Origin of the sequence: Pseudoalteromonas sp. A22 (genome assembly GCF_018141345.1) — a bacterium.
Lineage (GTDB): Bacteria > Pseudomonadota > Gammaproteobacteria > Enterobacterales > Alteromonadaceae > Pseudoalteromonas > Pseudoalteromonas maricaloris.
Genome location: NZ_CP047237.1, coordinates 728,502 through 751,337, shown reverse-complemented (window position 1 = coordinate 751,337; position 22,836 = coordinate 728,502). Strand labels below are relative to the sequence as shown.

The following is a 22,836-nucleotide window of genomic DNA, read 5'->3' as shown; positions in this document are numbered from 1 at the left end:
AAGGAAATACCATGAGACTAATAGCTGCCGCATTGTTTTTATTACATAGCCAAATCACGTTGGCGGGAGGAGATGTGTGTGAAAATCCTATCTCAACCATAGACATCAACGAGTGTGCAATGAGCGAGCTTAACGTCAGAACTGAAACACTTGAACGTTACTACCAAAAAAGCCTTGAGCATAATGCCTTTGATGAGCAACTGGTGGAAGCGATTAAAGCTTCGCAGTTGGCGTGGCAAAGCTATCTCGATGCACACTGTGGCGCGGTATATACCCAATGGCGAGAAGGTACTATTCGTGGTGTGATGGCACTCGAATGTCGTAAGGAGTTAGTTAAAACCAGAACCCATACTCTTTGGGCTAACTTTTTGACTTATATGGATAGTACGCCTCCTGTGCTGCCAGAACCTGAGTAAACGCGTGGTTTTGGCGATAACTTTTCAATCGCCTCTTGGGGATATTATTCCTGCAGTGGTTGTGCCTAACTTAGTCGGGAGCGACCACTGATGATGTCTTATTCCTCAATAGCATCACGCCTAATCCAATAAACCATAGGATTTGTCCGAGACCAAATATAGCCGTAGTAATCTCAAAAAATGGGTTCTTGGCAAGGAAAGATAAACCTGAAAATAAAGTTAAAACCCCTGCTAGACTCACAAGCAAACCCCAATAATGAAGCAGTGGGCTAAATATTTTATGTTTGAGACCGACGCAACTGATTGTAAGCACCCAAATCGCGCCAACCAATTCAATGCCACCGCCAAGTGCATCTACCACTATCGAAACGGTGCGATTGATCGTTAATGCAAGCGCCGGATCCATCTCATGAAATTTTGCAATCGCTTCAATGCTGGTTAAAAAAACCATGGTACTGGCAAGGACAATCGCCGCCCAAATATAGCCCACAATGCTAGCAAACTTCATACAGTCAGGTGACATTGTGTGAAAGCGTTGATGAATTGCTTGCACCAACACAATCAGGGAAAAACTGAAAATAATCCCAATAACGATATAACCAAGAAAAAAGGTATCGCGATTTTGCACAAAAAAATCTAGATAAAGCGTTGGCGTATTGTGCTCACTAGAGTCCAACACCCCAAAAAATAAAACAAAACCAAATAAATAAGTCGCCGCTTCTGTGAGTGCTGCGACACCTCCCCATTTTTGTAATGACATAGCGATTCCAGTTAATTTGATTGTTATTGTTGTGCTCAGTTTAGCAACATATTAAGGGTCAGCTCCAGAATAGGGCGTGTTTATTTGTAACAATAGTTTATTGAGCAGGGAAGGGGATTCGGAAGAGGAGAAGAGCACCACTAGGTGCTCTCTAAGCCATATTAAAGATGAACGATGCTATCTGCATTGCCATCAGGATCGTTCGATGCTTTACCATCAGTACCTGGGTTACCATTTCGCATCATGATCACAGCACAGGCCGCAGGTGAAGCCATTGAAGTGCCTGACATCGTTGTTGTTCCACCACCATTTTTCAGTGATAAAATGCCAACACCAGGAGCTGCATAGTCTACAGGTGGGTTGCCATAGTTTGAAAAGCTTGCAAAACGGTCATTTGAATCGGTCGCTGAAATAGTGAATACACGGTTGTGTGAAGCACTAGCTGGAGATACATTTGCCGCGTGCTGGCTTTCGTTACCAGCGGCTACCACAAAGAAAGCACCAGATTGTTGAGCTGCGCTTTCAACAGCATCATTTAGCTCTTGGTTGAAGCCGCCACCCAAGCTCATATTTGCGCAGTCGCCAGGACTTGCATTGACCGCAACGTGATCGACACCAGCTAAAACACCTGACCAGCTGCCTGAGCCACGAGCATCTAACACTTTTACTGGAACTACAGTGGTGCCCGCTGCAACACCCACTACATCAATATCGTTATCGAGCGCGCCAATCGTACCCGCTACGTGTGTGCCGTGACCGTTGCCGTCGTCCATACCTGCATTTCTACCGCTAGAAAAAGCAGAGAAACCGCGGCTTGCGTCAACGTTTAAATCTTGATGATCTAAGTCGATACCAGTATCAATCACCCAAGCGGTATAACCGTTGCCATTCACAGGACCGCCAACACGCGTTACGCTCCAAGGTGTTGTTTGTGGGTTACTACCACCACCTGGTTTTCCCTTTGCTTTTGCCGGGCTTGCATACACTTTACCATCGGGAGTAAAGCGCATCACATCGCTATTTCCTGCAAACGCGGATTTAGCTTTGTCACAGCTCATGTTCACGGCCATGCCTTTAATGGTATTTTTATAGACATGTTTCGCTTGTGCATTCGCTTTTGCGACCATGCCACGCGCTTTACCTTCAACATCAAACTTTGAAACATCATCTTTAAAACGCACGATGCAGGTATTCGCAATTTCGGCATCCACGGCTGCTCCTTGATACGTTGCATCTTGTGCAAAAACGGTAGTAGCACCAAACGTCGACATGATGGACAAAGTAAGTAGTGTTTTTTTCATCTTATTGTTCCTATTTATAATTATTTTAAAATTAACCTTTGAAACAGGTTGGTAACAAAGTTAGCTGTATATTAATAATTGTCAAAGGTAGAACGAAAAAAATATCTACTTTTTCCTATTTAGGTGCATAAATGAGTAGTATTTTGATTTTAACTTATCCAATCAAGTTGAGTTTATGCGCTGTATTGGAGTGGGTGTGTTGTTAGTATTGGGCTGCATTCTAGTACTTAACTTGAGATTGGATGAAGAATGAGCAAACTTATTGTATTTAAAATTTGCCTTAATCACCCGCAGCTCAGATTACTTAATACATTAATGAATGGGGGGATTGGAAAGGAAAAAATAAAAGAAAAAATAAGGAGAAAAATAAGTGACACCCACAAGGAAAAAATAAGTGACATATATGGACGCTCAGTTGCTTGTAGTGGTCAACTAATTCCGGACAGTGAATTAAGTTTTTCTTCTGCTACTGCTGGAGCTTGCATATCGTTATGTGTACTAGCTCAGACTTGACCTGACAGTTACCCGTTTTTCAATCGGTGACTGTCAGCCTAGATTCTGCCTAGATTTGGGCTAAATTCTTTTCAACCCAGATCGATTTCCCATCTAATAATGTTTCAAATGGCGTTCTACCACAGCATTTTTTTCCTTGATGAGTTCGGTCATTATTGTAGTAATTTATCCACTCGTCCAGATCCTTTTGGAGTTCTTCCAGAGAGCTGTATAACTTTTTGCGAAATGTCACTTGATAAAACTCTTGAAGTATCGTTTTGTGGAAGCGTTCGCAGATACCGTTTGTCTGCGGCGACATTGCCTTGGTTTTGGTATGGTCTATATCGTTGATCGCTAGATAAAGCTGATAATCATGGTGCTCAACCTTACCGCAGTACTCAGTTCCACGATCAGTGAGGATCCGTAGCATAGGTAGTTCGTGCTGCTCAAAGTAAGGCAAAACTCTATCATTCAGTAGATCTGCTGCTGTGATCGGTGTTTTAGTGGTGTAGAGCTTTGCAAACGCAACTTTGCAATATGTATCAACAAAAGTTTGCTGATATATACGGCCAACTCCCTTTAGGTTTCCAACATAAAAAGTATCCTGTGAACCAAGATATCCTGGGTGCTCAGTCTCAATTTCGCCGCAGGCTTCATCGTCCTGTTTTTTCTTCTCAAGGGCTGTTACCTGGGATTCTGTGAGAATGAGACCTTCTTGGGCGACTTTAGCCTCTAGCGCTTTCAGACGCTTTTTAAAGTTTTCCAAGTCATGGCGCAACCAAACAGACCGCACGCCACTGGCAGAAACAAATACGCCTTGTTTTCTTAACTCATTGCTAGCTCTGACTTGCCCGTGAGCTGGAAATTCAATCGCATAGGTGCAAACTGCTTTTTCAGTCTCTTCATCTACACGGTTCTTCAGGTTTGGTGTTCTACGCGATTTATCGATGAGTGCATCAATACCGCCTTCATCAACGAGCTCTTGATAACGATAAAACGTATCTCGCGAAACCCCCATCATTTTGCAGGCTTTAGATACGTTTCCAAGCTCTTCAGCTAGATTGAGCAAACCAGCTTTGTGTTTAATGATTGGATTGTTAGTATGTAACATGAGAGTTACTCCTTAGTTGTTTTGAACAAAGATTCGACACCTTTATCAAAACGGGTAACTCTCAATTTTTCAAATCGAATTGTCAGGTCTGGTCAGAACTAATTCACGTTATGACTATGAGGCCTTCTCCAGTTGTAATAGTTCATCAAGTAAAAGCTAACGTCTTGTTCAGCTTCTTTAAATGAACTGTAGCCTGTACTTGGAAGCCATTCCGTTTTGAGACTTCTAAATAAACGCTCCATCGGGGCATTGACGCTCCTATGTCAAGGTCAAGTTAGCTTTGATAAATCAGAAACTATTATTGGATATAACTCTCTTGCAATATAGCGTTTTAAACAACGCTGGATCTCTTTATTTGATTTCCCTTCTGATGAACGCTTTTCTACATATTTCCTTGTTCTGAAATCATTACGCATTCGAATCAAAGCTACAGTCCAAAGTGCATTATTGGCATCTCTTGCTCCACCTCTGTTTAACCTATGACGTTGCTTTTTACCGGAAGATGCATCTAATGGACTAACTCCACATAAGGCTGCAAATGATGATTCCTTCTTGAGTCGCTCAGGGTTGTCACCAGCAGCCACAAGGAGTGTAGCTGCAACATAGCTTCCAACACCATATTGCTCTAGTAATGTTGAAGCTGCTGAGTTGGTTAAAGCTTTAAGTTTCTTATCAATTGTTTTTAGCTCTTGTGATAGCATCATCCATCGCTCTGCTAGCAGCTGTAACATTGATATTAATGTTTCTTCAAGTATGTTTACGGAGTTCATTTCTAATGTTTTACAAGCAGTAATGCACCGATAGCTCGAAGGAACATAACACTGTTGACGAATATGCTCTGGTGCTGTCACAAGTAAAGCTCGAATTTGATTAATAGCTTGTGTCTTAGACTTTACGGAGCTTTTCCTTGCGACAACTAAAAATCTCATTGCTTCAACTATGCCATCATGAGATTTTGGGATTGCAGTAGATTCTTTGGCTAATACAGAACGAGCCGCACTTTCAGCATCCGTTGGATCCGATTTCCCCCTTAACCTTCTTATAGCGCGATTAGGGCGGTTAACTTCAAAAACAGTAACCTTTTGCTCTTGTAAGAACTTACATAAGCCAGCACCATATGTGCCAGTTCCTTCTAATCCAGCTTGGTTCACCGTTCCAAATGACTTGCACCATTTGTACAGTTGGCTATAGCCGGTTGAATTTACAGTAAACTCTTGGGTGTCGACAACTTGACCAATATCATTAACGAGTACAGCAACATGGTTATCTAAATGAGTATCGACACCTAATGTTAAATTGTTAGAAATGTCATTGCGATTCATATCCTCAGTCCTCACAGTCTCAGTAACAGGACTGGACACAGATGTTGCAATACAATGCTCCTATTAGGTCACTGATACTGAATATAATGAAATTACTGACTAATGAATATCGACAGGTCAACACAAAGATATTTGATCAATCCCAGCACGGGTCAGATATTCACTGTCAGTATGACTAAGTATATTATCTATGTCCCAACAATTTCCTCTGCGGCTCATACTTTGTGTTATTTGATATCGCCATAGTCTTTGCCTAAATTTAATTGAGCTGTACTGACAGCCTTGATCAGAATGGAACATAATTCCCCTAGGTTTGCCTCTTTGTTCATATGCTCTATCTAATGCTTTGATAGTTAATGCAGTATATGGCTTTTCTGACATCGCCCACCCGACAACTCGCCGCGCGTATAAATCAATAACTACTGCTAAGTATGACCACTTCTGACCAGTCCAAATATACGTAATATCTCCACACCACACTTGATTTGGATTTTGCACATCGAACTCTCGATTTAACGAGTTTGGTATATCAGGGCGTTCATTCACCGCTACTTTATAAACGTGTGGTCCTGGTTGTTTCGACACAAGGTGCATATCACGCATTATCCGCCTGACCTTGAATAAACCAGCCTCAATCTCTAAATCTGCAAGCATTGCTAAGAGTGTACGACTACCCGCAGCGCCTCGACTGAGATTAAAGCAAGCGTTTAGTTGCGCTCTCAGCTTAATCTCATTGACGTCAATGATGTTGCGACGTCTTTTATAGTCATAAAAACTTGAACGAGCAATATCAAAGACGTTACAGACCATTTCTACCGGTTCGTGCTCACTTAATTGGTCTATTAACGAATATTGTTCATTTCTTCTGACATTAAGAGAGCTGTAGCCTTTTTTAGTATCGATTTTTCTCGCTCTAAGCGATTGATCCTGGCTTCAAGCTCTTGAATCTTTTGCTGTTCAGGGGTCAACGCTTTAGACGTAGGCGTTTCACCGTTTCGTTCACCCTCAAGCTGTTGTACCCAGCGCCTTAAGGCGGTTTCACCAATATCCAAAGAGTGACATGCATCTTGGAGGGAGTAGCCTTTATCTAAAACTAAACAAGCTGCTTCAAGTTTGAATTCTTTACTAAATGTTCGACGTTTTCTTGCCATTGGGCACCTCTAGTTGAGTGGTAATGATACCACCTAAAATAGTGTCCGGGTTTATTGAACCACAACAAGCCAATCGGTGGGCCGTGGCCACCACCGCTTTATTTTTACCGCGACGTTCTACCAATGCATTGATCCATTTGTTTAAATCATCCTGCTTTTTGTGCGCATGATTGACCACTGTACGGGCACCATGAATGAGTTGCTTTCTTAGATAACGATCACCTCGTTTGGTGATCCCTCCCATCTTATTGGTTTCACCCGAAGCATATTGACGTGGTGTGATCCCAAGCCACACAGCCAACTCCTTTTTATTAGAAAATGCTTGTCCTTTATCTATTGTGGCACTCAATGCCGATGCGTTGATAATCCCAATTCCGGGGATGGATTGGATAATTTGAGCAGCTTGGCTCTGTTCATTAAACTGCTTAAATTGTGCCTCTACATTTTTAATATTGACGTCTAACTTTTGCATTTCTTCATAAACTGCTCCGACTCACTGAGTGGCTCACCTTCAATAAATTTTTGGCTTATCCAATTATCTTTAAACAACTTGTGCCATCGTATGACAATCGCTTCATCCGACAGGCGTTAGCCTTTCTATCATCAACATATAAAACAATGTGAGTGTGATTACTCATCACAGCATAAGCACAGATATCAATACAAAACACAGACCCCAACATCAGGAGCTTTTCTTCAACCCAATCTCGGCGGTGCTCATATGATTTTCCGGTAAATTTATCTTCACCGCACAGAAAGGCGCGCCTTACGCAACGGGAGATACAGTGGTAGTATTTGGTGTCGGTTAAACTGATTTGTCTTTTACGGGCAGTTGCCATAGTTTGGTTTCTTCAATCCTTTGAGTGCAGAGTTAAAGCTTAGGTGATATCTTTAGAAGGTGCAAATTAGTGGTGGGTGTTAGCGATTTGGTGTTCTAAATGCTCGGAACTGCCTGAGCGAGGGCAGTTTACTGTGCCCGAACACCTCGAGATCTTTCCAGCCTTCACAACCAGATAAAACTGCCGAGATGATAAGAAATAAAACATCAGCAAGATCATGATGTAGATTGATAGAAGGATACTTATCTTCAACAAGTTCAAGGTGGCTAAATAACGACATAATTAACAAGTAGATAGTGATAATGTGGGCGTTATTAGATCAGAAAAAGACCGGGTGTTAAAGCCTTTTTACAAAGTGCGATCCTGCCGTGATTATTCCACATCTTTCTATGATCGCTGCAATTAAAGTACAAAAATTATTTTATAATGTATTGAAAATTTTATATACAAGTCCATAGTAGAGGGAGCTATCATCTAACATTTTCAAGAAGAAGGAATCACACAATGAAAGCAACTCTCGCAATAATACTTTCATTCGCATTTGTTGCAACATGCTCCGCTCAAGAATCACAACTTAATTTGAAAGATTTCGCACAGCAGTATTTTGATAAAATGACCGCTACTCAAGCACCAACAGCGAGCGAGAAAGAAATTGAGGCTTACTTAGCGTTACTGACAGATGATGTGGGTCATTCTCATTTACCTTGGGTAACTGACGATTCACGGCAACCGAATGGAAAAGCTCTTAAGCGAAAAGGCATGATGTTTTATTTAGGTGCGCACACGAATTACAGTGCCGAACTCTTAGATGTATTTGTATTCAACAGCTCAGCGATAGCAATTAGATACAAAAACTATGCGAAAGGTATCCACCCTGAAACCAAACGGCCAATTGAGTATAGCCAAACCATGATGGAAGTGCTAGAAATTGAAGATGACAAGGTTGCTGTAATTCGTAAATATCATGAATAAGCAGCAGCTCTTTTACACTTTGTTGTAGTTCAATGAACTTGGACACTATTTTAGAGGATATCATTAGCATTCGACTAAAGGTATCGGATGGCAAAAAAGTGTCGAACATTTAGTAAAGAAGTTAAACTTGAAGCAGCTTGTTTATTTTTGGATAAAGGCTACTTTCTCCGAGATGCATGTCACTTTTTGGATGTAGGTGAAATCGTTTTAAAGTGCTGAGGCAACAACTTAGGCTTGAACGCGACGGTGAAACGCCTAAGTACAAAGTTTTGCTCCCGAGCAACAAGAGATTCAAGAGGTTAAAACCAGAATCAACGTCAAAGAGATTGAACTTAGAGCACAACTAGATACTTGCTTCAACCTCAGTCGAGGCTTTGCGGATAGTCGTAAACTTTCAGTAATGCTTACGGATTTAGATATTGATGCTGGTTTAATTAAGGTCAGGCGGGTAACGCGTGATGTGCAACTTGTGTCAAAAAAGAACAGGAGCACACACTAATAAAGTAGCGCTGAATGAACGTTCTGATATATCAAACCTGTTAAATCGAGAGTTCGAGCTGCAAAATCCAAATCAAATGTGGTGTGGAGATATTGCAGTAGACATTGATTTATACGCGAAGCGAGTTGTCGGGTGGGCGATTTCAGAAAAGCCAGATGCTATTAGATAGAGCATATTAACAAAGAGGCAAGCTTAGAGGAGCTATGTTGCATTTAAATAAGGTGAGCAAGATGTTAGCATTTACTTGGTGAACTATTACAACTGGGAAGGTCGCATAGTTTTATAACGAGATTCAAGCTCCAGCTGTAGCAGAAGAAAAACTTAATTTACTGTGTGGAATTGGTCAACTACTACAGAGAGAAGGATTGACCGAATTGATTTTTGAAAACTAGCCCAATGGTTAAGTTGAGAATACCGTTGCTATATAAGATTCTTAATGATGAAGTAGATAAGGTGGAGAGACCTAACCAACCTAAAACATGGGTAGTTGATGGTAAATCCGATAATGGAAACGTATTAGGACTGCTTACTATTGCAATTAGTGGGTAGTCCCGACATATGAGTCATGTGGTTGTTCATCTGAAACAAATCTGTATATTAGGTATGAAGCCAGAAATATTGTTACTTCACGTTAAAATTATGTCGCTTTGGCTGTTAGCTATCATTAAAGGAGCACCGAGTGAGAAATAGTTCGACTACGTTTGGTTTTTTACTCTACTAAAGACAAGTGAAAGTTGGATGTACCTTGCTGTTGGAATGAATTTATATTATCGTCGAACTGTTGGCAGGCATGATGACTGGTTTAGTTATAAAAGACGTGATTTAGGCTTTTAACTTGAGAAAGACAGTCTAGGATTTAATGCTTAATTCTGACTATACGAATAAGCGATACCGTAAGTTGCTAAAGCAATTTGGTATGCGAGCAAGCATGGGGGCTCGTTGTGATAGCGCTGTTGCTGAAAAGTTCTTTGGTAGCTTAAAACAAGCGTGGTTTCTAAAATTTTTTCAATCAACTCACGAATACATAAAAAATGATGTTGCTGACTAGGTGAGACATTACAATTTAGAGAGACTGTAGTCAGCTAATAATGATCAGCCACACGCTGAGTATGAAAATGTTTTAAGAAAAGTGTTCGGCTGGAGTTGACCAGAAAATTCAAGCAATGGTGCAAGTAGTTTAACGTTATGCCTATTTGTTTGATATTAATAGTTTTTACAAGCTTATTTGTAGCTATTTAATCGTGCACAGTTATTTTTTTTGCTTATTAATTAATAAGGAATAGTAAGTGGATTATACCGACGATATTATAATTGATAGTCCAAAGTTACATTGGCCAATGGCCGAATACACAAAAGGGCATGAACCTCACTTTCTTTTTATAATTACACCGCCTTATTCGGGTAGTACTGCTTTGGCAGAAATTTTAAATACGAGCAATAAAACGATGCTTTTGCATGAAAGTGGTGAAGGTCAATGGCTTGTTCCTGGCCTATGTGAGGATGATAGATGGAATAGCAATAAGGTTATAGATTATGCATCTGTCAAATCTGTTTGGTTAAATCAATATCAAAAAACAAAAGCTCAAAATCCAAGTGTAAAAGTTGTAGTTGAAAAGAGCCCGTCCAATATGGTGAGGATAAAAACGCTTGCTAGTCAATTTGATTCTTGTTCATTTTTGGCAAATAACCGAGACCCTTATGCAAATTGCGCGAGTACTCTGTATCGTCATCATGAAGCGGATGAGCTTTCTCAAAACGAAAGGCTGGAGATACTTTCGGTCATGGCAGCAGCATGGTTGAAAAGAAGTATGACCATTTTAGAACTCGTTACTTCACTCAATATCCCGTTGGTTACTTATGAGAATTTTTGCGAAGACCCAATAATTCTATCTAGGGTGTTGGAGTTACCTGAAGGAGTAGCTGAGAGTATTGATCCGTATGCAAAAGTTCAGGTGAAAGACTATATGACCAATCAAATAGTCAATAAAAATGATATACAAATCAACCGACTATCATCAGCGGAAATCTCACATTTAAGTAGCATTTTTGATTGTTACTCTTTCTTATTGGAGCATTTTAACTACAAGATTCTATAAGGAATGTCTAAATAGTGAACACTAAAAAACATCTCATGCGTGAGATTCTTCCGATGTTAAAGAGGAGCACTTATTTGGTTCTATCACTGACATAGTAGCGTCGTGAGCCTTTAAAGTTTTTAAGCTGAGTTATTATAAGATACTCACTTCTGTCTAATCAATTAGCGTAAGGCTGTATTCTAATACAGCTTTTTAAAGATAAATATTTTGCAAAAATAAAAATTATTACATTAGATTCAAGGATATTTATGAGTAATGCCAATTCATCTCTGGATATGAAAATATCCAGAGAAACACTGAGGAAGATATCAAAACTCAAACGTGACAATTATAGTTGTCTATTAATAATTCTTTTTAACTGTTTAATAGTTGCTGTTTCTATATATGTGTGTGTTGTAGTTTCTTACATATTTTATCCACTGGCTGTGATATTGATTGGTTCTGTGCATCGAGTTTTCGCAAATTTGTTGCATGAAACCTCACATAATACATTCGCAGAAAACAAAATACTCAATCATATTGGTGGCACTTACCTCTCTAGTTATTTAGTATTTCATATGGCTGTTCCATACAAATGTTCTCACATGAAGCACCACAGTCACCTAGGAGATAGACAAGAAGATCCTGACTTTGAGTTTCATATTAGCTGTGGGCTATATGATAATTCTCAGCCAGTTCATTGGTTTATTATCAAAAATATTTTACTGTCTATGATTGGGTATAGATCCATTCAGTACATCAAATACATATTTAAGGATAGAATCTTTTTTGATATGACCGGTCAGTCAGATAAAACAAAACGTGAAGCGGTTCGAGAGCGCTGGGCCTTCTTCGTTTATTGGGCCGTATTGGCGTCCTTAATTGTATATTTTGGAGTTATCACTGAGTTTATTTTGTTTTGGCTTGTGCCTATGTTTACCGCTGGAATAACGATCGGCTGGCTGGCAGAGCTAGCAGAACATTATCCGCTGCCGGAATTAGAAAAAGAGAGTTTGTTTTTAACTCGTAATCGAAATGGAACTTGGCTAGAAAACTTTATAATTGGAAGGCACGGAGACAGGTATCATCTTATCCATCATTTAGCGCCTAATATTCCCTGCTATAAATACAAAGCAGCCCATCAAGCGTTATTAAATGAAGAAGCCTATCGTAATTGGAATGATATGTGTGGCGGAATTTTTACGTGGCGTAATGACAAAGAAGAGAGCTTAATTTCATTTATAATCAAATATAGAGATTGGCAAAAAACAAACCCTGATAGTGAATCATTTTGTACGTATTTAATTCAAAAGCAGGCTAGTTAAATGATTAGTTTCAGTGCTTAACCAAAAAAATGCTATGTAGAACATGGAAATATATAGTCTAAACATTGAATAGAAGTTAGTTGATTACTTCTTTTTATAGGAACATTTATAGTGTTAAAAAAACCATTACTTAGTCGATTTATTTTTCTTATTCTATTGCCGTTAGTCGCATTCTTAACTTGGCTAGGCTTTATTGCTCTTAGTAGTTTACCAAAGACAGACGGCAGTTTTGAAGTGTCTGGTATAGAAGCTCCGGTAGAAGTATTGAGGGATGACTGGGGCGTTGTTTTTATAGAAGCTAACTCAGATAAAGATGCTTTTTTTACTATGGGATATTTGCAAGCTCAAGAGCGATTATGGCAACTTGAAATACAAAAACGTATGGCAGGCGGCCGTTTAAGTGAAGTGTTTGGCAAAAGTATGGTTGAGCAAGATGTTTTTATGCGTAGTTTGGGTCTATATTCCGCAGCAGAAGCCGCTTTTGACAGCTTATCACCTGATGCAAAAATAGCTTTAACCTCATATGCTAATGGTGTGAATGCTTGGATTGATGAATCAGATGCGTTACCTTCAGAATTTATGATGTTTGACATTCAGCCTCAATATTGGAAAGAAGTTGATTCGTTAGCATGGATAAAGGTTTTTGCACTAAATTTAGGGGGGAACTACCTCGATGAGTTGGAGCACTATGCTGCATCTCAAGTACTTGATAATGACAAACTACATTTTATTTATCCCGACCTCAAAGGGGAGACTTCGCCGACAGAGGTAGCTAGTCTTTCGATCGAAAGTGGCTATTTAGCGTTAGCAAATGAGCTTTTTAATAAACAGAACATGCAACTACAACTAGGTGGAAAATTTGTAGGAAGTAATGCGTGGGCTGTCAGTGGGAAAGCAAGCAGTAACGGAGCTACCATACTAGCAAATGATCCACACCTAGGATTACAGATCCCATCGTACTGGTTTTTTGCCAACATAAAGGGAGAAGAAATTAATGCAAAAGGTGCGGCTTTAGTAGGGCTTCCCGTGATTTTGTTTGGACAAAATACGCACATTGCTTGGGGAGGCACTAATTTAGGAGCTGATGTTCAAGACCTTTTTGTGGAACAAGTTAACGTTCATAATCCGGAACAGTACTTAGTCAATGGAAAGTGGCAAGCCATTTCCGAAAGAACTGAGTTGATCTCAGTGAAGCAAGACTTTCCTGCTGCGATGAATAAACCACTTAAGCCCTTAAAAGTAAAAGTAAGAAGTACGCGTAATGGCCCAATAATAAGTGATGTATATGGCTTGATCGAAAACCCTGTTGCTTTACGTTGGACTGCTCTTGATCCTGATGACACGAGTTTTCAAGCATTCTATGAGTTGAATTATGCGAATGACTGGGACGACTTTAAAAGCTCTGCAAATAGTTTAGTCGCTCCAGCGTTAAATCTATTGTATGCAGATAACGATGGCCTAATAGGGCTTGTCGCAGCAGGTAAAATACCGGTACGTAAAACAGGTAAAGGGTTACTGCCATCTATCGGTTGGGATGATAGGTTTCAATGGCAAGGCTTTATACCTAGAAAGCAGTTACCTGAAATTAAGGATCCTCATTCAGGGTACATCGTATCAGCCAATGATAAAGCCTTTAGTGACGATTACCCTTATTTTATCAGTGCCAAATGGGCACCAACAGCTCGAGCTGAGCGAATTAGTGAATTGCTAGCGAATAAGTTAGAGTCTAATAGTAAGGTGACGATGATAGACAATGCGACGATTCAGGGTGATATAAAAGATTTGGCTGTAGCATCAATACTGCCATTATTGAAAGAGGTTCACTGCGAAACCACCACTCAATGCCAGGCAATAGAAGTGATTAAAAATTGGGACGGCAATATGACTAAATCACACGTAGCGCCGACAATAGTGACCGTCTGGCTTGATCATCTTCGTCAGACTTTATTGCTTGAAGATCTTCAAGCGCCATACAATAAGCTAGAACTTGACATGTTTTTAGGCAGGATCATAGGTAACCTAACAATTAGTCAAATGTTGGACATGCTTAGCACAGGACAAGAACATTGGTGTGATGGACCTAACTCTAGTAGTCATTCAAATTGTAATGGCGTGTTACTTTCGTCTTTGGATAGCGCTATCGAAGAGCTTACCAAACTGGCAGGAGATGATATGGAAGGTTGGATTTGGGGGGAGTTGCATAAAACGGTTTACCAGCACCAGCCAATTAGCCAAATAAAGTTACTTAAAGGGATTTTCGAGCGAAGTATCAATAATGGTGGCAGTGTGAATAGTGTAAATGTTGCTAATGCATCTTATCAACCATCTCAAGGCTATGAGCAAAGCTTTGGTGCAGGTTTTAGACAGATAATATCATTGGGTGGTGCGAGCGGGGAACACTGGTTTATGAATAGTACTGGGCAGTCCGGCAATATTTTGAGTAAACATTATGATGACATGGTTGAGCCTTTTAATAATCTAGAATATGCAACTCTTCCTTGGTTGTTAGTAAGCAAAAATCAAAAGTTAAGTTTATTACCCAAAAATAAATAAAGGCCTAGTTAATGAAATTATTTGATGCATTTATCCATAGGTCGCCAAACAAACTGTTTGCTGCGATAGTTTTTGGTTCATTAGCTGGTGTTGCGTACAGCTTGCTTATCCCTATAGTGTTAAACAGTATCACTGGAGATAGTCGTTTTGTTGCCGAAGATACAGCTAATGCTATCGTATTCGGTATTGAAGTAGCTAACCAGAGTTTTGCCACTGCGTTCTTGATTATTTGCTTATTTATATTTTTTGCTAGAACATTTTCCCAAATAACGTTAACAAGGTTAGCGCTTGATGTGACTTCTGATCTGCGCAAAGACATTTATCAAAATATAGCAAAAGCTTCGTTAATTAATTTAGAAAATGTTGGTTCGCCTAAGCTGCTAGCGACAATCACTAAGGACGTTGAAGACATAATGAGAGGCGTGAAAGTGTTGCCTGATTTGATTATTTCAATGGTTACTATTGTTAGTATGCTGAGTTTTTTGTTGCTATTAAATGCTGAAGCCTTTGGTTTTGTGTTGGCGGCTATTCTATTTGGTGCATTAACTTATCAAATTCCAATGTTAATTGGGCGTAATTACTTTATCAAAGCCAGAGAGAGGGTTGATGATTTGCATGAGGGCATTCGAGGCTTAATTTATGGCGCTAAGGAATTAAAGCTCAATACAAGTCGAAAAGAGCATTATCATCAAGTTGAGTTAAATGATGCAGAGTCTGGCTTGATTAAAACACAAAAGACAGCTTTGGCAATTGTTCGTAGCGCGATGAACTATGGTGACCTTATTGGCTTTTTTGTTATTGGAGTCATTACGTTCGTATTTGTTAATTACAGTGATATTAGTAGCGAAGAGCTGATTGGCGTCATAATGGCAATGTTATATGTTACCGGCCCTGTCGGGTCGATTTTAAATACTTTTCCAGAGTTGTCTATGGCAAAAGTTTCATTGCGAAAAATAACACATTTACGAAAGCTATTAGCAGAAGAAGCGTTTAATGAGTCAGTCGAGCCGATAAAACCTTGGCAGTCAATTACAGTTGAAAACTTGCGTTTTATTTATCCTAGTCAGGAAGAGGATACATCATTCTCTGTTGGACCTGTTTCACTTCAACTCAAGAAAGGGCAGGTTACTTTTATCGTGGGTGGTAATGGTTCGGGGAAATCTACATTAGGCAAAATGCTTACCATGCACTATTTACCAACAGCGGGCAGCATTAGCTTTGATGATGTCGAAGTAACAAAAGATAATATTAATAGTTACCGGCAATGTATTTCATCTGTTTATTCAGACTATTACCTATTTCAAAGCCTGCATGGCTTAGGTAACAAATTAGATGAAGACAAAGTACAGAAGTATTTAACCAAATTAAAGCTGCAAGACAAAGTGACAATAGAAAATGGCCGCTTTTCTACACTTAAGCTATCGGATGGACAAAGAAAAAGATTAGCACTCCTAGTGGCTTATTTAGAAGAAAAGGATTTGTATCTGTTTGATGAGTGGGCGGCGGATCAGGACCCTGACTTTAAGCACTTTTTTTATTATGAATTGCTAAAGGAATTAAGAGAGGCTGGAAAAGCCGTGATAGTAATAAGTCACGATGATAGATACTTCGACCTTGCCGATCAGGTCATTGTAATGGAAAGGGGGCTGCGCAGAGACGAGTCCAGTGTGACTATTCCTACCGAGGCGCCAGAAGAAAAACAAGAGGAATTTGTGTGAACATCCATATGATCCCAAATAAAATAGCCTTGACTTCAACCCAACGAGATATTTACTTTGCCCAGCTTAGATATCCTGCCAACCCATTGTATAATATTGGTGGCTTTATTCGTTTTAAAAATATAGACCCAAAGCGTGTGCAACGAGCGCATGCTCAGATGGTACGAAATCACGACGCGTTTGGCATACGTATTCTGTCAGAAGAAAGCGGTTTAGGGCAATATTTAACTAAAGTGCGTGATACGAGTTTACCGATAGTAGATTTTAGTGATAAGTCTGAGAGCGAAATTGATTTATGGTTAGATAAACAGTTTCAAACACCATTTGAAATCCATGACGAACCTTTGTTTCGTTCTTTCTTGATAAAAATGGCCAAGCGACATTACCGTTATGTATCATTAGCTCACCATATAGCGGTCGACGGCTGGGGATTTGCAAATCTCGCTAGGTTGATTGGTGTTTATTATAATCAAGACTTGGCTGGCAAAAGTGCACCTGAGTTGGAAATCAGCTGGCCTGATATCGTCGAACTGGATAAGTCATATGTAAGTAGTACGAAATACCAAAACGATAAAGCATATTGGCAAGAAAACCTTAAGGATTTATCTACTGAGCCACTTTTTTCGCCAGATTTGAATGTGTCTTATGAAGGCGAGGACTGCATTCCAAGTCGTAGGGAAATTAGCGTTTTACCGAAAGAAAAAGTTGTTGCATTGAAAAAGGCAGCAGCCGAATTAAACATCGCTTTCCCGCAATTGTTACTTTCAGCTTACGCACTATATTGGATATTGTCATATCGAAAAAAAGAATTAACGATAGGTGTTCCCGTTCATAATCGTAGTGGTCATAAACAAAAGTCTAAACTAGGTGTTTTTACTAGTATGAGCCCTTTACGATTAAACCTAGATGGTACGAATAGTTTTAAGTCAATCGCGGTGGAGATATCATCGCAAATAAAGCGAAATTTTCGTCATACAAAATTTCCTATTGGCGACATTTATAGTTGTATTAGTCGTTCCGCACAGAGAGCACCTTTGTATGATGTTGCATTTAATTTTCTGCATCTGGATAGTGATATAGAAATCGAAGGGCAAACAGCTGATCTTGTGTATTGGTCACACAGTCACGAACAAACACCAGCGATGCTCAATGTTTGGGAATACGGTGCAACCGACTATGTTGAGTTGCAACTCGATCACAGCTTAAAATGGCTCTCGCAATTGGCAGCAAGGCGTGTACTTGACGGCATTGTTAAAATATTGGAGCAGGTATTAGTCAACCCTGTTATGTCAATTGACAGGCTTGATACTTTTGGTGAACAAGAGCGGGCGTTGTTAAGTCACCTTTCAACACCTTCACTTTTGCCAAATAAGTTAGGGCAAGACTCAATTATTAGCGCTTTTGAACACCAAGTTTTACAGACCCCAGATAAGATAGCCGTACTTGATAGTCAACATGAAGTAAGCTTTGTTGAGTTGAATATAAAGGCTAATCAATACGCAAGAGTATTACAAAACAGTGGAGTGGTTTGCGCAGATATAGTCGGTGTTTCTTTAACGAGAGATAAGGACTTACCCGCAATTTTATTGGCTATTTTTAAACTAGGGGCTGCTTATGTTGCTCTTGACCCTTCAATTCCAGAGCATCGTCTTGCGTCAATTGTTAACGACAGTGGCTTGAAACATGTCGCTGTGAGTGAGCAAGTTACTTTTCCGCGTTTGTCTAATTATCAAATTGTTGAGTTAAGTTCGGAAAAGGTCGTTGAATTGAATGGAGAGAATCTTAATTTAACTTATTCACCTAACGATCTTGCTTACTTAATTTATACGTCTGGTTCGACTGGTATACCAAAAGGGGTGGAGATCTGTCATAAGAACTTAATGGCTTTGATTAATTGGTCTTTAGAAGAGTTTAGCAAGAGTGAGCTTCGTTGTGTCCTTGCAAGTACTTCGTTAAGTTTCGATTTATCTGCATTTGAGTTGTTCGTCCCTTTGTCGTCGGGAAATTGTATATATGTAGTCGAAAACGCGCTGGAAGCGATGAGTACGTGTCCTGTGGTGTCTATGATAAACACCGTTCCCTCCGCGATGAAAGTATGGTTGGAGCACAGAAATATCCCTAAATCTGTCGTTGCTATAAATCTTGCAGGGGAGCCATTGCCAATGGCTCTTGTAAACGATATCTTCGAACAAAACTCAAGTCAGACTGTGCGAAATTTGTATGGGCCCTCTGAGGATACAACATATTCAACTTGTATGGCTTATACCGAAAAGGTACACATTTCCCCCGCCATTGGTAAAGTCATTAGTGGTAGTTGTGCCCTTATATTAGATCAGAGAGGGAAGGAGCTACCTGTCGGACATATAGGAGAACTTTACCTTGGAGGTAGTGGCGTAGCCAGAGGTTACCGAAACCTTTCTCAATTAACAGATGAAAGGTTTCTTTTTCTTAAAGCAAGCGACAATGAATCTATGAAATGGTATCGCACTGGTGACCTCGTGCGATTGGATGATGACGGTATTTTGCATTATGTTGGCAGAATCGATGAGCAGATCAAACTGAACGGTTTTAGAATAGAGACTAATGAAATTTCAACTGTATTGACTCAATATCCCAGTATTAATGATGCGCTTGTCGTTGCTAAAGTTCAATCAGAGCATAAGTTTTTGGTAGCTTATTACTGCGCAGCACAACCTATTGATAATAAGTTGCTATTTGAGCATATTAGTAAAATATTGCCAATGTATATGGTGCCTCAACATTTTTGTTTTTTAGCAGAGTTTCCGCTGAACAAAAATGGTAAAATAGATAAAACCAAATTACCTGATATTAAAGTAGAAAGTTTAACTGAGGCGTTTGTTGCCAAAAACGAAGTCGAACGGATGTTGTTGACTCTATGGCAAGATTTGTTAGGTGTCCAATCAATTCCTATTGATCAGAGCTTATTTGAATTAGGTGGTAGCTCGCTGTTGGCAATGAGAATGTTGGCTTTAATCAATGAGACTTTTGCGACACAATTTACACTTGTACAATTGTTTTCACATGATACTTTGCCAAAGCAGTCAACACTTCTTCAACAAAACTGCGTCAAAAAGCATCAAGTTGTAATCAAGCGCATTGACTCAAACCGCGCTCCACTTTCGTTGGCTCAAAAACGTATTTGGTTCACTGAGCAAATGGCTGGTAATCAAACGATGAATAACATGGTGATTTCCTATAGGTTATCAGGTGCTCTCAACGTTGCAAAACTAAGACAAGCACTTGCAGATGTGGTTAAGAATAATGCAATATTGAGAACGACTTATCATCTAGATCATGAGTTGCCTTATCAGTTGGTAAGACATAATGCTTCCGTTGAGTTCGTTGTTGATAAACTGCCCGCAGGCGATATGAAAGATGTCCTAAATGATCTTTATGCCCAGAGGTTAAATAGCAAGTTTGACTTAGAGTCAGATACCATGTTGCGGGCCCATCTGTTCACAGAAGATGCTAGTACTAGTTACCTATTTCTTTCCTCTCATCATATTGCGTTGGATGGTTATTCGATTAATCTCTTGCTTAAAGAGTTGTCTGATATTTATGACTGCAATCTTAGTGGCAATAGGCGTGATTGTGATTTACCGCTAGAAGCGCCAGAGTATGGCGATTTTGCGACGTGGCAAAACGAAAATAAGCATCAAATTGATATAGATTTTTGGCAAACTAAGCTTGAAGGGGCGCCAAATTTACATGGGTTGCCCTTGGATAATCCAAGATTAAATAATACTCGCATTGATGGACGATGCTCGCGTACATTTGTCGATGACCAAACAACTAAACAGTTGATCAAACTGTGTGAACAGCACAAGCTGACTCTTTCTAGCATACTGTTTAGTTTGTATAGTTATCTGCTGATGGTATACAGCCGCCAGCAAGATATTATTATCGGTATTCCTGTGCTAGGTAGAGAGCATACTAGCTTGCAAAAAGTGTACGGTGTATTTATTAATATGCTGCCAATCCGAGTTCAGGCTAAGCACAATGAGTCACTTGTGAATTGGATGAGCTCTATACAGTCTGAACTTTTCGACGCTTTACCTCACCAGTCGACACCGTTTGAGCAATTAGTTGAACAATTAGCCACGGCTCATGATTCGAGCTATGCACCTATATTTCAGATCATGTTTAATTATCAAGAATATAGTTTCGATAATATGACATTACGGGAAGTATGCAGTGAACGATTAGTGCATGAACATAGTGCTGTGAAGTATGATCTAGAACTTCATGTAAACACCATGTCGGATGGGTTAGAACTTAGTTGGTTATACAACCAAGCTATATTCGATAGCACTACAATCAAGCAATGGCAGAATAGTTTTGAACTGTTGCTAAATACCTTTGTGTCAACCCCAGAAGCCAGCCTACACGAGTTAAACTTACTTAGCAGATTAGATTCAAGCAAACTGGTCCAGTGGAACAAAAGCAGTCGTGTACAAAATGCTGAGAAAAACTTCCTTGCAGCAATTTATCAAAATTTTGATTCGACAAGTATAGCGTTCGTAATGGGAAAGGATGTGATGTCATATAAGCAAGTGGGTGAGCTGTGCACCCGCTTTGCAAAGTCAATTTTAGCGGCTGGTGTCAATCAAGGAGATGTGGTTGGGATTATGTTACCGCGTGGTCAAGTGTTGCAATGTAGTATGCTTGCCACGATGCTACTGGGGGTAACATTTGTTCCTTTGCCAATAAATTTTAATGACACGCGATTAGCTTACATTATTAAAGACAGTGGCATTAGTCATATTATTACCAAAGATGAAGTTCGAGCGAGCAAGTTGTCGTGTTCGACTTTGATACAAGTGCTTGATATTGAGAATTATGATTTAGTCGCTTCAACAACAAAAGCGCTGCCAATCCGTCAACTTCATCCAGATGCAACGGCCTATATTTTATATACGTCGGGCTCGACAGGAAGCCCCAAAGGGGTGCCGATACACTACGGTGCTTTAAACAACTTTTTAAACGCAATGTTATTGGCGTTAGACTTAGGTAATGCGAAAACTTGGTTGGCCTTAACTACTAATTCTTTTGATATTTCACTTCTAGAATGGCTAGCGCCTCTAATTAGAGCAGATCGTTGTGTACTCGTTAGTGATGAGCAAGCTGCTGACCCTTTATTATTAAAAGAGTATATCGAACAACATGAAGTCGATGTTATTCAAGCTACCCCATCAAGGTGGCGGCAAATGATAGAATCAGGCTGGCAAGGAGGTAAGCGTTTAACTCTATTAACAGGTGGTGAGGCTCTAGATACACATTTGCAGCAATTACTGTCTGAGCGAAGTGGTACATTATTCAATTGCTATGGACCAACAGAGGCAACAATTTGGTCCTGTATAAACAGAGTCGACAGTCAGGCTAGTGAACGATGCCGCTTAGCCTTAGGGAAAAGTTTAAGCAATTATATCCATGCTGTAGTTGACGAAAATAATCGATTATTACCCATGGGAGCTATCGGAGAACTAGTAATCAGCGGTGTCAGTGTTACAAACGATTATCACAACTTACCTGAGTTATCTGCAACACGTTTTTTTGTTTGTCAACAGCATCCATATCAAGGGAAGCGCTTTTATTTGACTGGAGATTTGGTTCGTTTAGACGGCTCGGGTCGTCTGAATTATATAGGCCGAATTGACAACCAAATTAAAATTAGAGGGACTTTAGTTGAGCCAACAGAGGTTCAAGGGGCGCTGTGTTCATTGCCAGAGGTTAACCAAGCTTTCGTTTGTGCATTTGATAACGGGCGAGAGCAAGAGCTTGCTGCATATTTAGTGCTAAACGAAATAGCTTCTCTTGTTGATATACGAAATGCGCTACTAAAAATACTGCCCGACTATTTAGTCCCTTCTAGATTTGAGGTTTTCGATGAGATGCCGCTTACCAGTAACGGAAAAATTGATATTAAGGCGTTACCAAGCTTCAGCAGGCAAATGATTGTTGAACCAACTTTGGCTCAAGGAAAGACTCAGAAAATACTTGTTTCTCTATGGTGCAGTGAACTTGATGGAATCAATAAAAATGTATGCGTAGAAACAGACTTTTACTCGCTGGGTGGAAATTCTATGCATGTGGTTAGGTTAGTACGAAAGATTAATCAGCACTTTGACTTTATCGAGTTTTCGGTAGCAGATTTTTTGGCTGATAGTCGGATAACAACGATAGCCTCGCTATTAGATGAACGTACTTTCTATCAAAATTTGACGAGTGACGCGAGCGAATATAGCAGTATAACTGTGATCTAACAGAAATAAAAAGATGTT

The 22,836-nt window shown here is 39.8% G+C and carries 12 protein-coding genes and 6 pseudogenes; 9 read left to right on the top strand and 9 right to left on the bottom strand.

Annotated elements, in window-relative coordinates:
* Positions 1 to 11 precede the first annotated feature (11 nt).
* Positions 12 to 416, top strand: coding sequence for a lysozyme inhibitor LprI family protein (locus GSF04_RS02885; protein WP_211856497.1), 405 nt, complete (start codon positions 12 to 14; stop codon positions 414 to 416).
* Between the two features lie 70 nt (positions 417 to 486).
* Here the strand turns inward: GSF04_RS02885 and GSF04_RS02880 are convergent, their stop codons facing one another.
* Positions 487 to 1,176, bottom strand: a complete 690-nt coding sequence (locus tag GSF04_RS02880) for a DUF4386 family protein (protein WP_211856496.1) — start codon at positions 1,174 to 1,176, stop codon at positions 487 to 489.
* A 161-nt stretch (positions 1,177 to 1,337) separates the two neighbouring features.
* Positions 1,338 to 2,477, bottom strand: coding sequence for a S8 family serine peptidase (locus GSF04_RS02875; protein WP_069022850.1), 1,140 nt, complete (start codon positions 2,475 to 2,477; stop codon positions 1,338 to 1,340).
* 249 nt (positions 2,478 to 2,726) lie between these two features.
* On the opposite strand from GSF04_RS02875, the gene GSF04_RS02870 reads away from it, so the two are divergent.
* The gene (locus GSF04_RS02870) at positions 2,727 to 2,990 is read left to right on the top strand and encodes a hypothetical protein (protein WP_211856495.1); all 264 of its coding nucleotides are present in this window, start codon (positions 2,727 to 2,729) and stop codon (positions 2,988 to 2,990) included.
* A 49-nt stretch (positions 2,991 to 3,039) separates the two neighbouring features.
* Here the strand turns inward: GSF04_RS02870 and GSF04_RS02865 are convergent, their stop codons facing one another.
* The 7 genes and pseudogenes from GSF04_RS02865 to GSF04_RS02830 form a co-directional block, all read right to left on the bottom strand.
* A complete protein-coding gene (locus tag GSF04_RS02865; RefSeq protein WP_211856494.1) occupies positions 3,040 to 4,080 on the bottom strand; it encodes an IS481 family transposase in 1,041 nt (346 codons plus the stop codon).
* Between the two features lie 98 nt (positions 4,081 to 4,178).
* A pseudogene (locus GSF04_RS02860) lies at positions 4,179 to 4,331 on the bottom strand (integrase core domain-containing protein); the annotation flags it as partial.
* Positions 4,332 to 4,349: 18 nt separating this feature from the next.
* Positions 4,350 to 5,402, bottom strand: coding sequence for an IS110 family transposase (locus tag GSF04_RS02855; protein ID WP_211856492.1), 1,053 nt, complete (start codon positions 5,400 to 5,402; stop codon positions 4,350 to 4,352).
* 192 nt (positions 5,403 to 5,594) lie between these two features.
* Positions 5,595 to 6,553: pseudogene (locus GSF04_RS02850) on the bottom strand (IS3 family transposase); the annotation flags it as partial.
* Between the two features lie 59 nt (positions 6,554 to 6,612).
* Positions 6,613 to 6,950 (bottom strand): annotated as a pseudogene (locus GSF04_RS02840) (transposase); the annotation flags it as partial.
* 86 nt (positions 6,951 to 7,036) lie between these two features.
* Positions 7,037 to 7,392 (bottom strand): annotated as a pseudogene (locus GSF04_RS02835) (transposase); the annotation flags it as partial.
* Between the two features lie 94 nt (positions 7,393 to 7,486).
* A pseudogene (locus GSF04_RS02830) lies at positions 7,487 to 7,672 on the bottom strand (transposase family protein); the annotation flags it as partial.
* Positions 7,673 to 7,896: 224 nt separating this feature from the next.
* Here GSF04_RS02830 and GSF04_RS02825 point away from each other — a divergent pair.
* From GSF04_RS02825 to GSF04_RS02800, 7 genes and pseudogenes are all read left to right on the top strand, one after another.
* Positions 7,897 to 8,364, top strand: coding sequence for a hypothetical protein (locus GSF04_RS02825; protein WP_039496664.1), 468 nt, complete (start codon positions 7,897 to 7,899; stop codon positions 8,362 to 8,364).
* Positions 8,365 to 8,897: 533 nt separating this feature from the next.
* Positions 8,898 to 9,011, top strand: a pseudogene (locus GSF04_RS23265) (IS3 family transposase); the annotation flags it as partial.
* A gap of 1,138 nt (positions 9,012 to 10,149) precedes the next feature.
* Positions 10,150 to 10,959, top strand: a complete 810-nt coding sequence (locus GSF04_RS02820) for a sulfotransferase (RefSeq protein ID WP_211856486.1) — start codon at positions 10,150 to 10,152, stop codon at positions 10,957 to 10,959.
* Between the two features lie 248 nt (positions 10,960 to 11,207).
* Entirely contained in the window at positions 11,208 to 12,263 is a 1,056-nt protein-coding gene (locus GSF04_RS02815; protein WP_130127679.1) for a fatty acid desaturase family protein, read from the top strand.
* Positions 12,264 to 12,374: 111 nt separating this feature from the next.
* Entirely contained in the window at positions 12,375 to 14,816 is a 2,442-nt protein-coding gene (locus GSF04_RS02810; protein ID WP_211856484.1) for a penicillin acylase family protein, read from the top strand.
* Positions 14,817 to 14,827: 11 nt separating this feature from the next.
* Complete coding sequence (locus GSF04_RS02805) at positions 14,828 to 16,534, top strand: cyclic peptide export ABC transporter (protein ID WP_211856482.1); 1,707 nt, start codon at positions 14,828 to 14,830, stop codon at positions 16,532 to 16,534.
* Positions 16,531 to 22,818 carry a non-ribosomal peptide synthetase gene (locus tag GSF04_RS02800; RefSeq protein ID WP_211856480.1) on the top strand — a complete coding sequence of 2,096 codons (6,288 nt, stop codon included), beginning with the start codon at positions 16,531 to 16,533 and terminating at the stop codon, positions 22,816 to 22,818. The genes GSF04_RS02805 and GSF04_RS02800 overlap by 4 nt, the downstream gene beginning before the upstream one ends.
* Positions 22,819 to 22,836 lie beyond the last annotated feature (18 nt).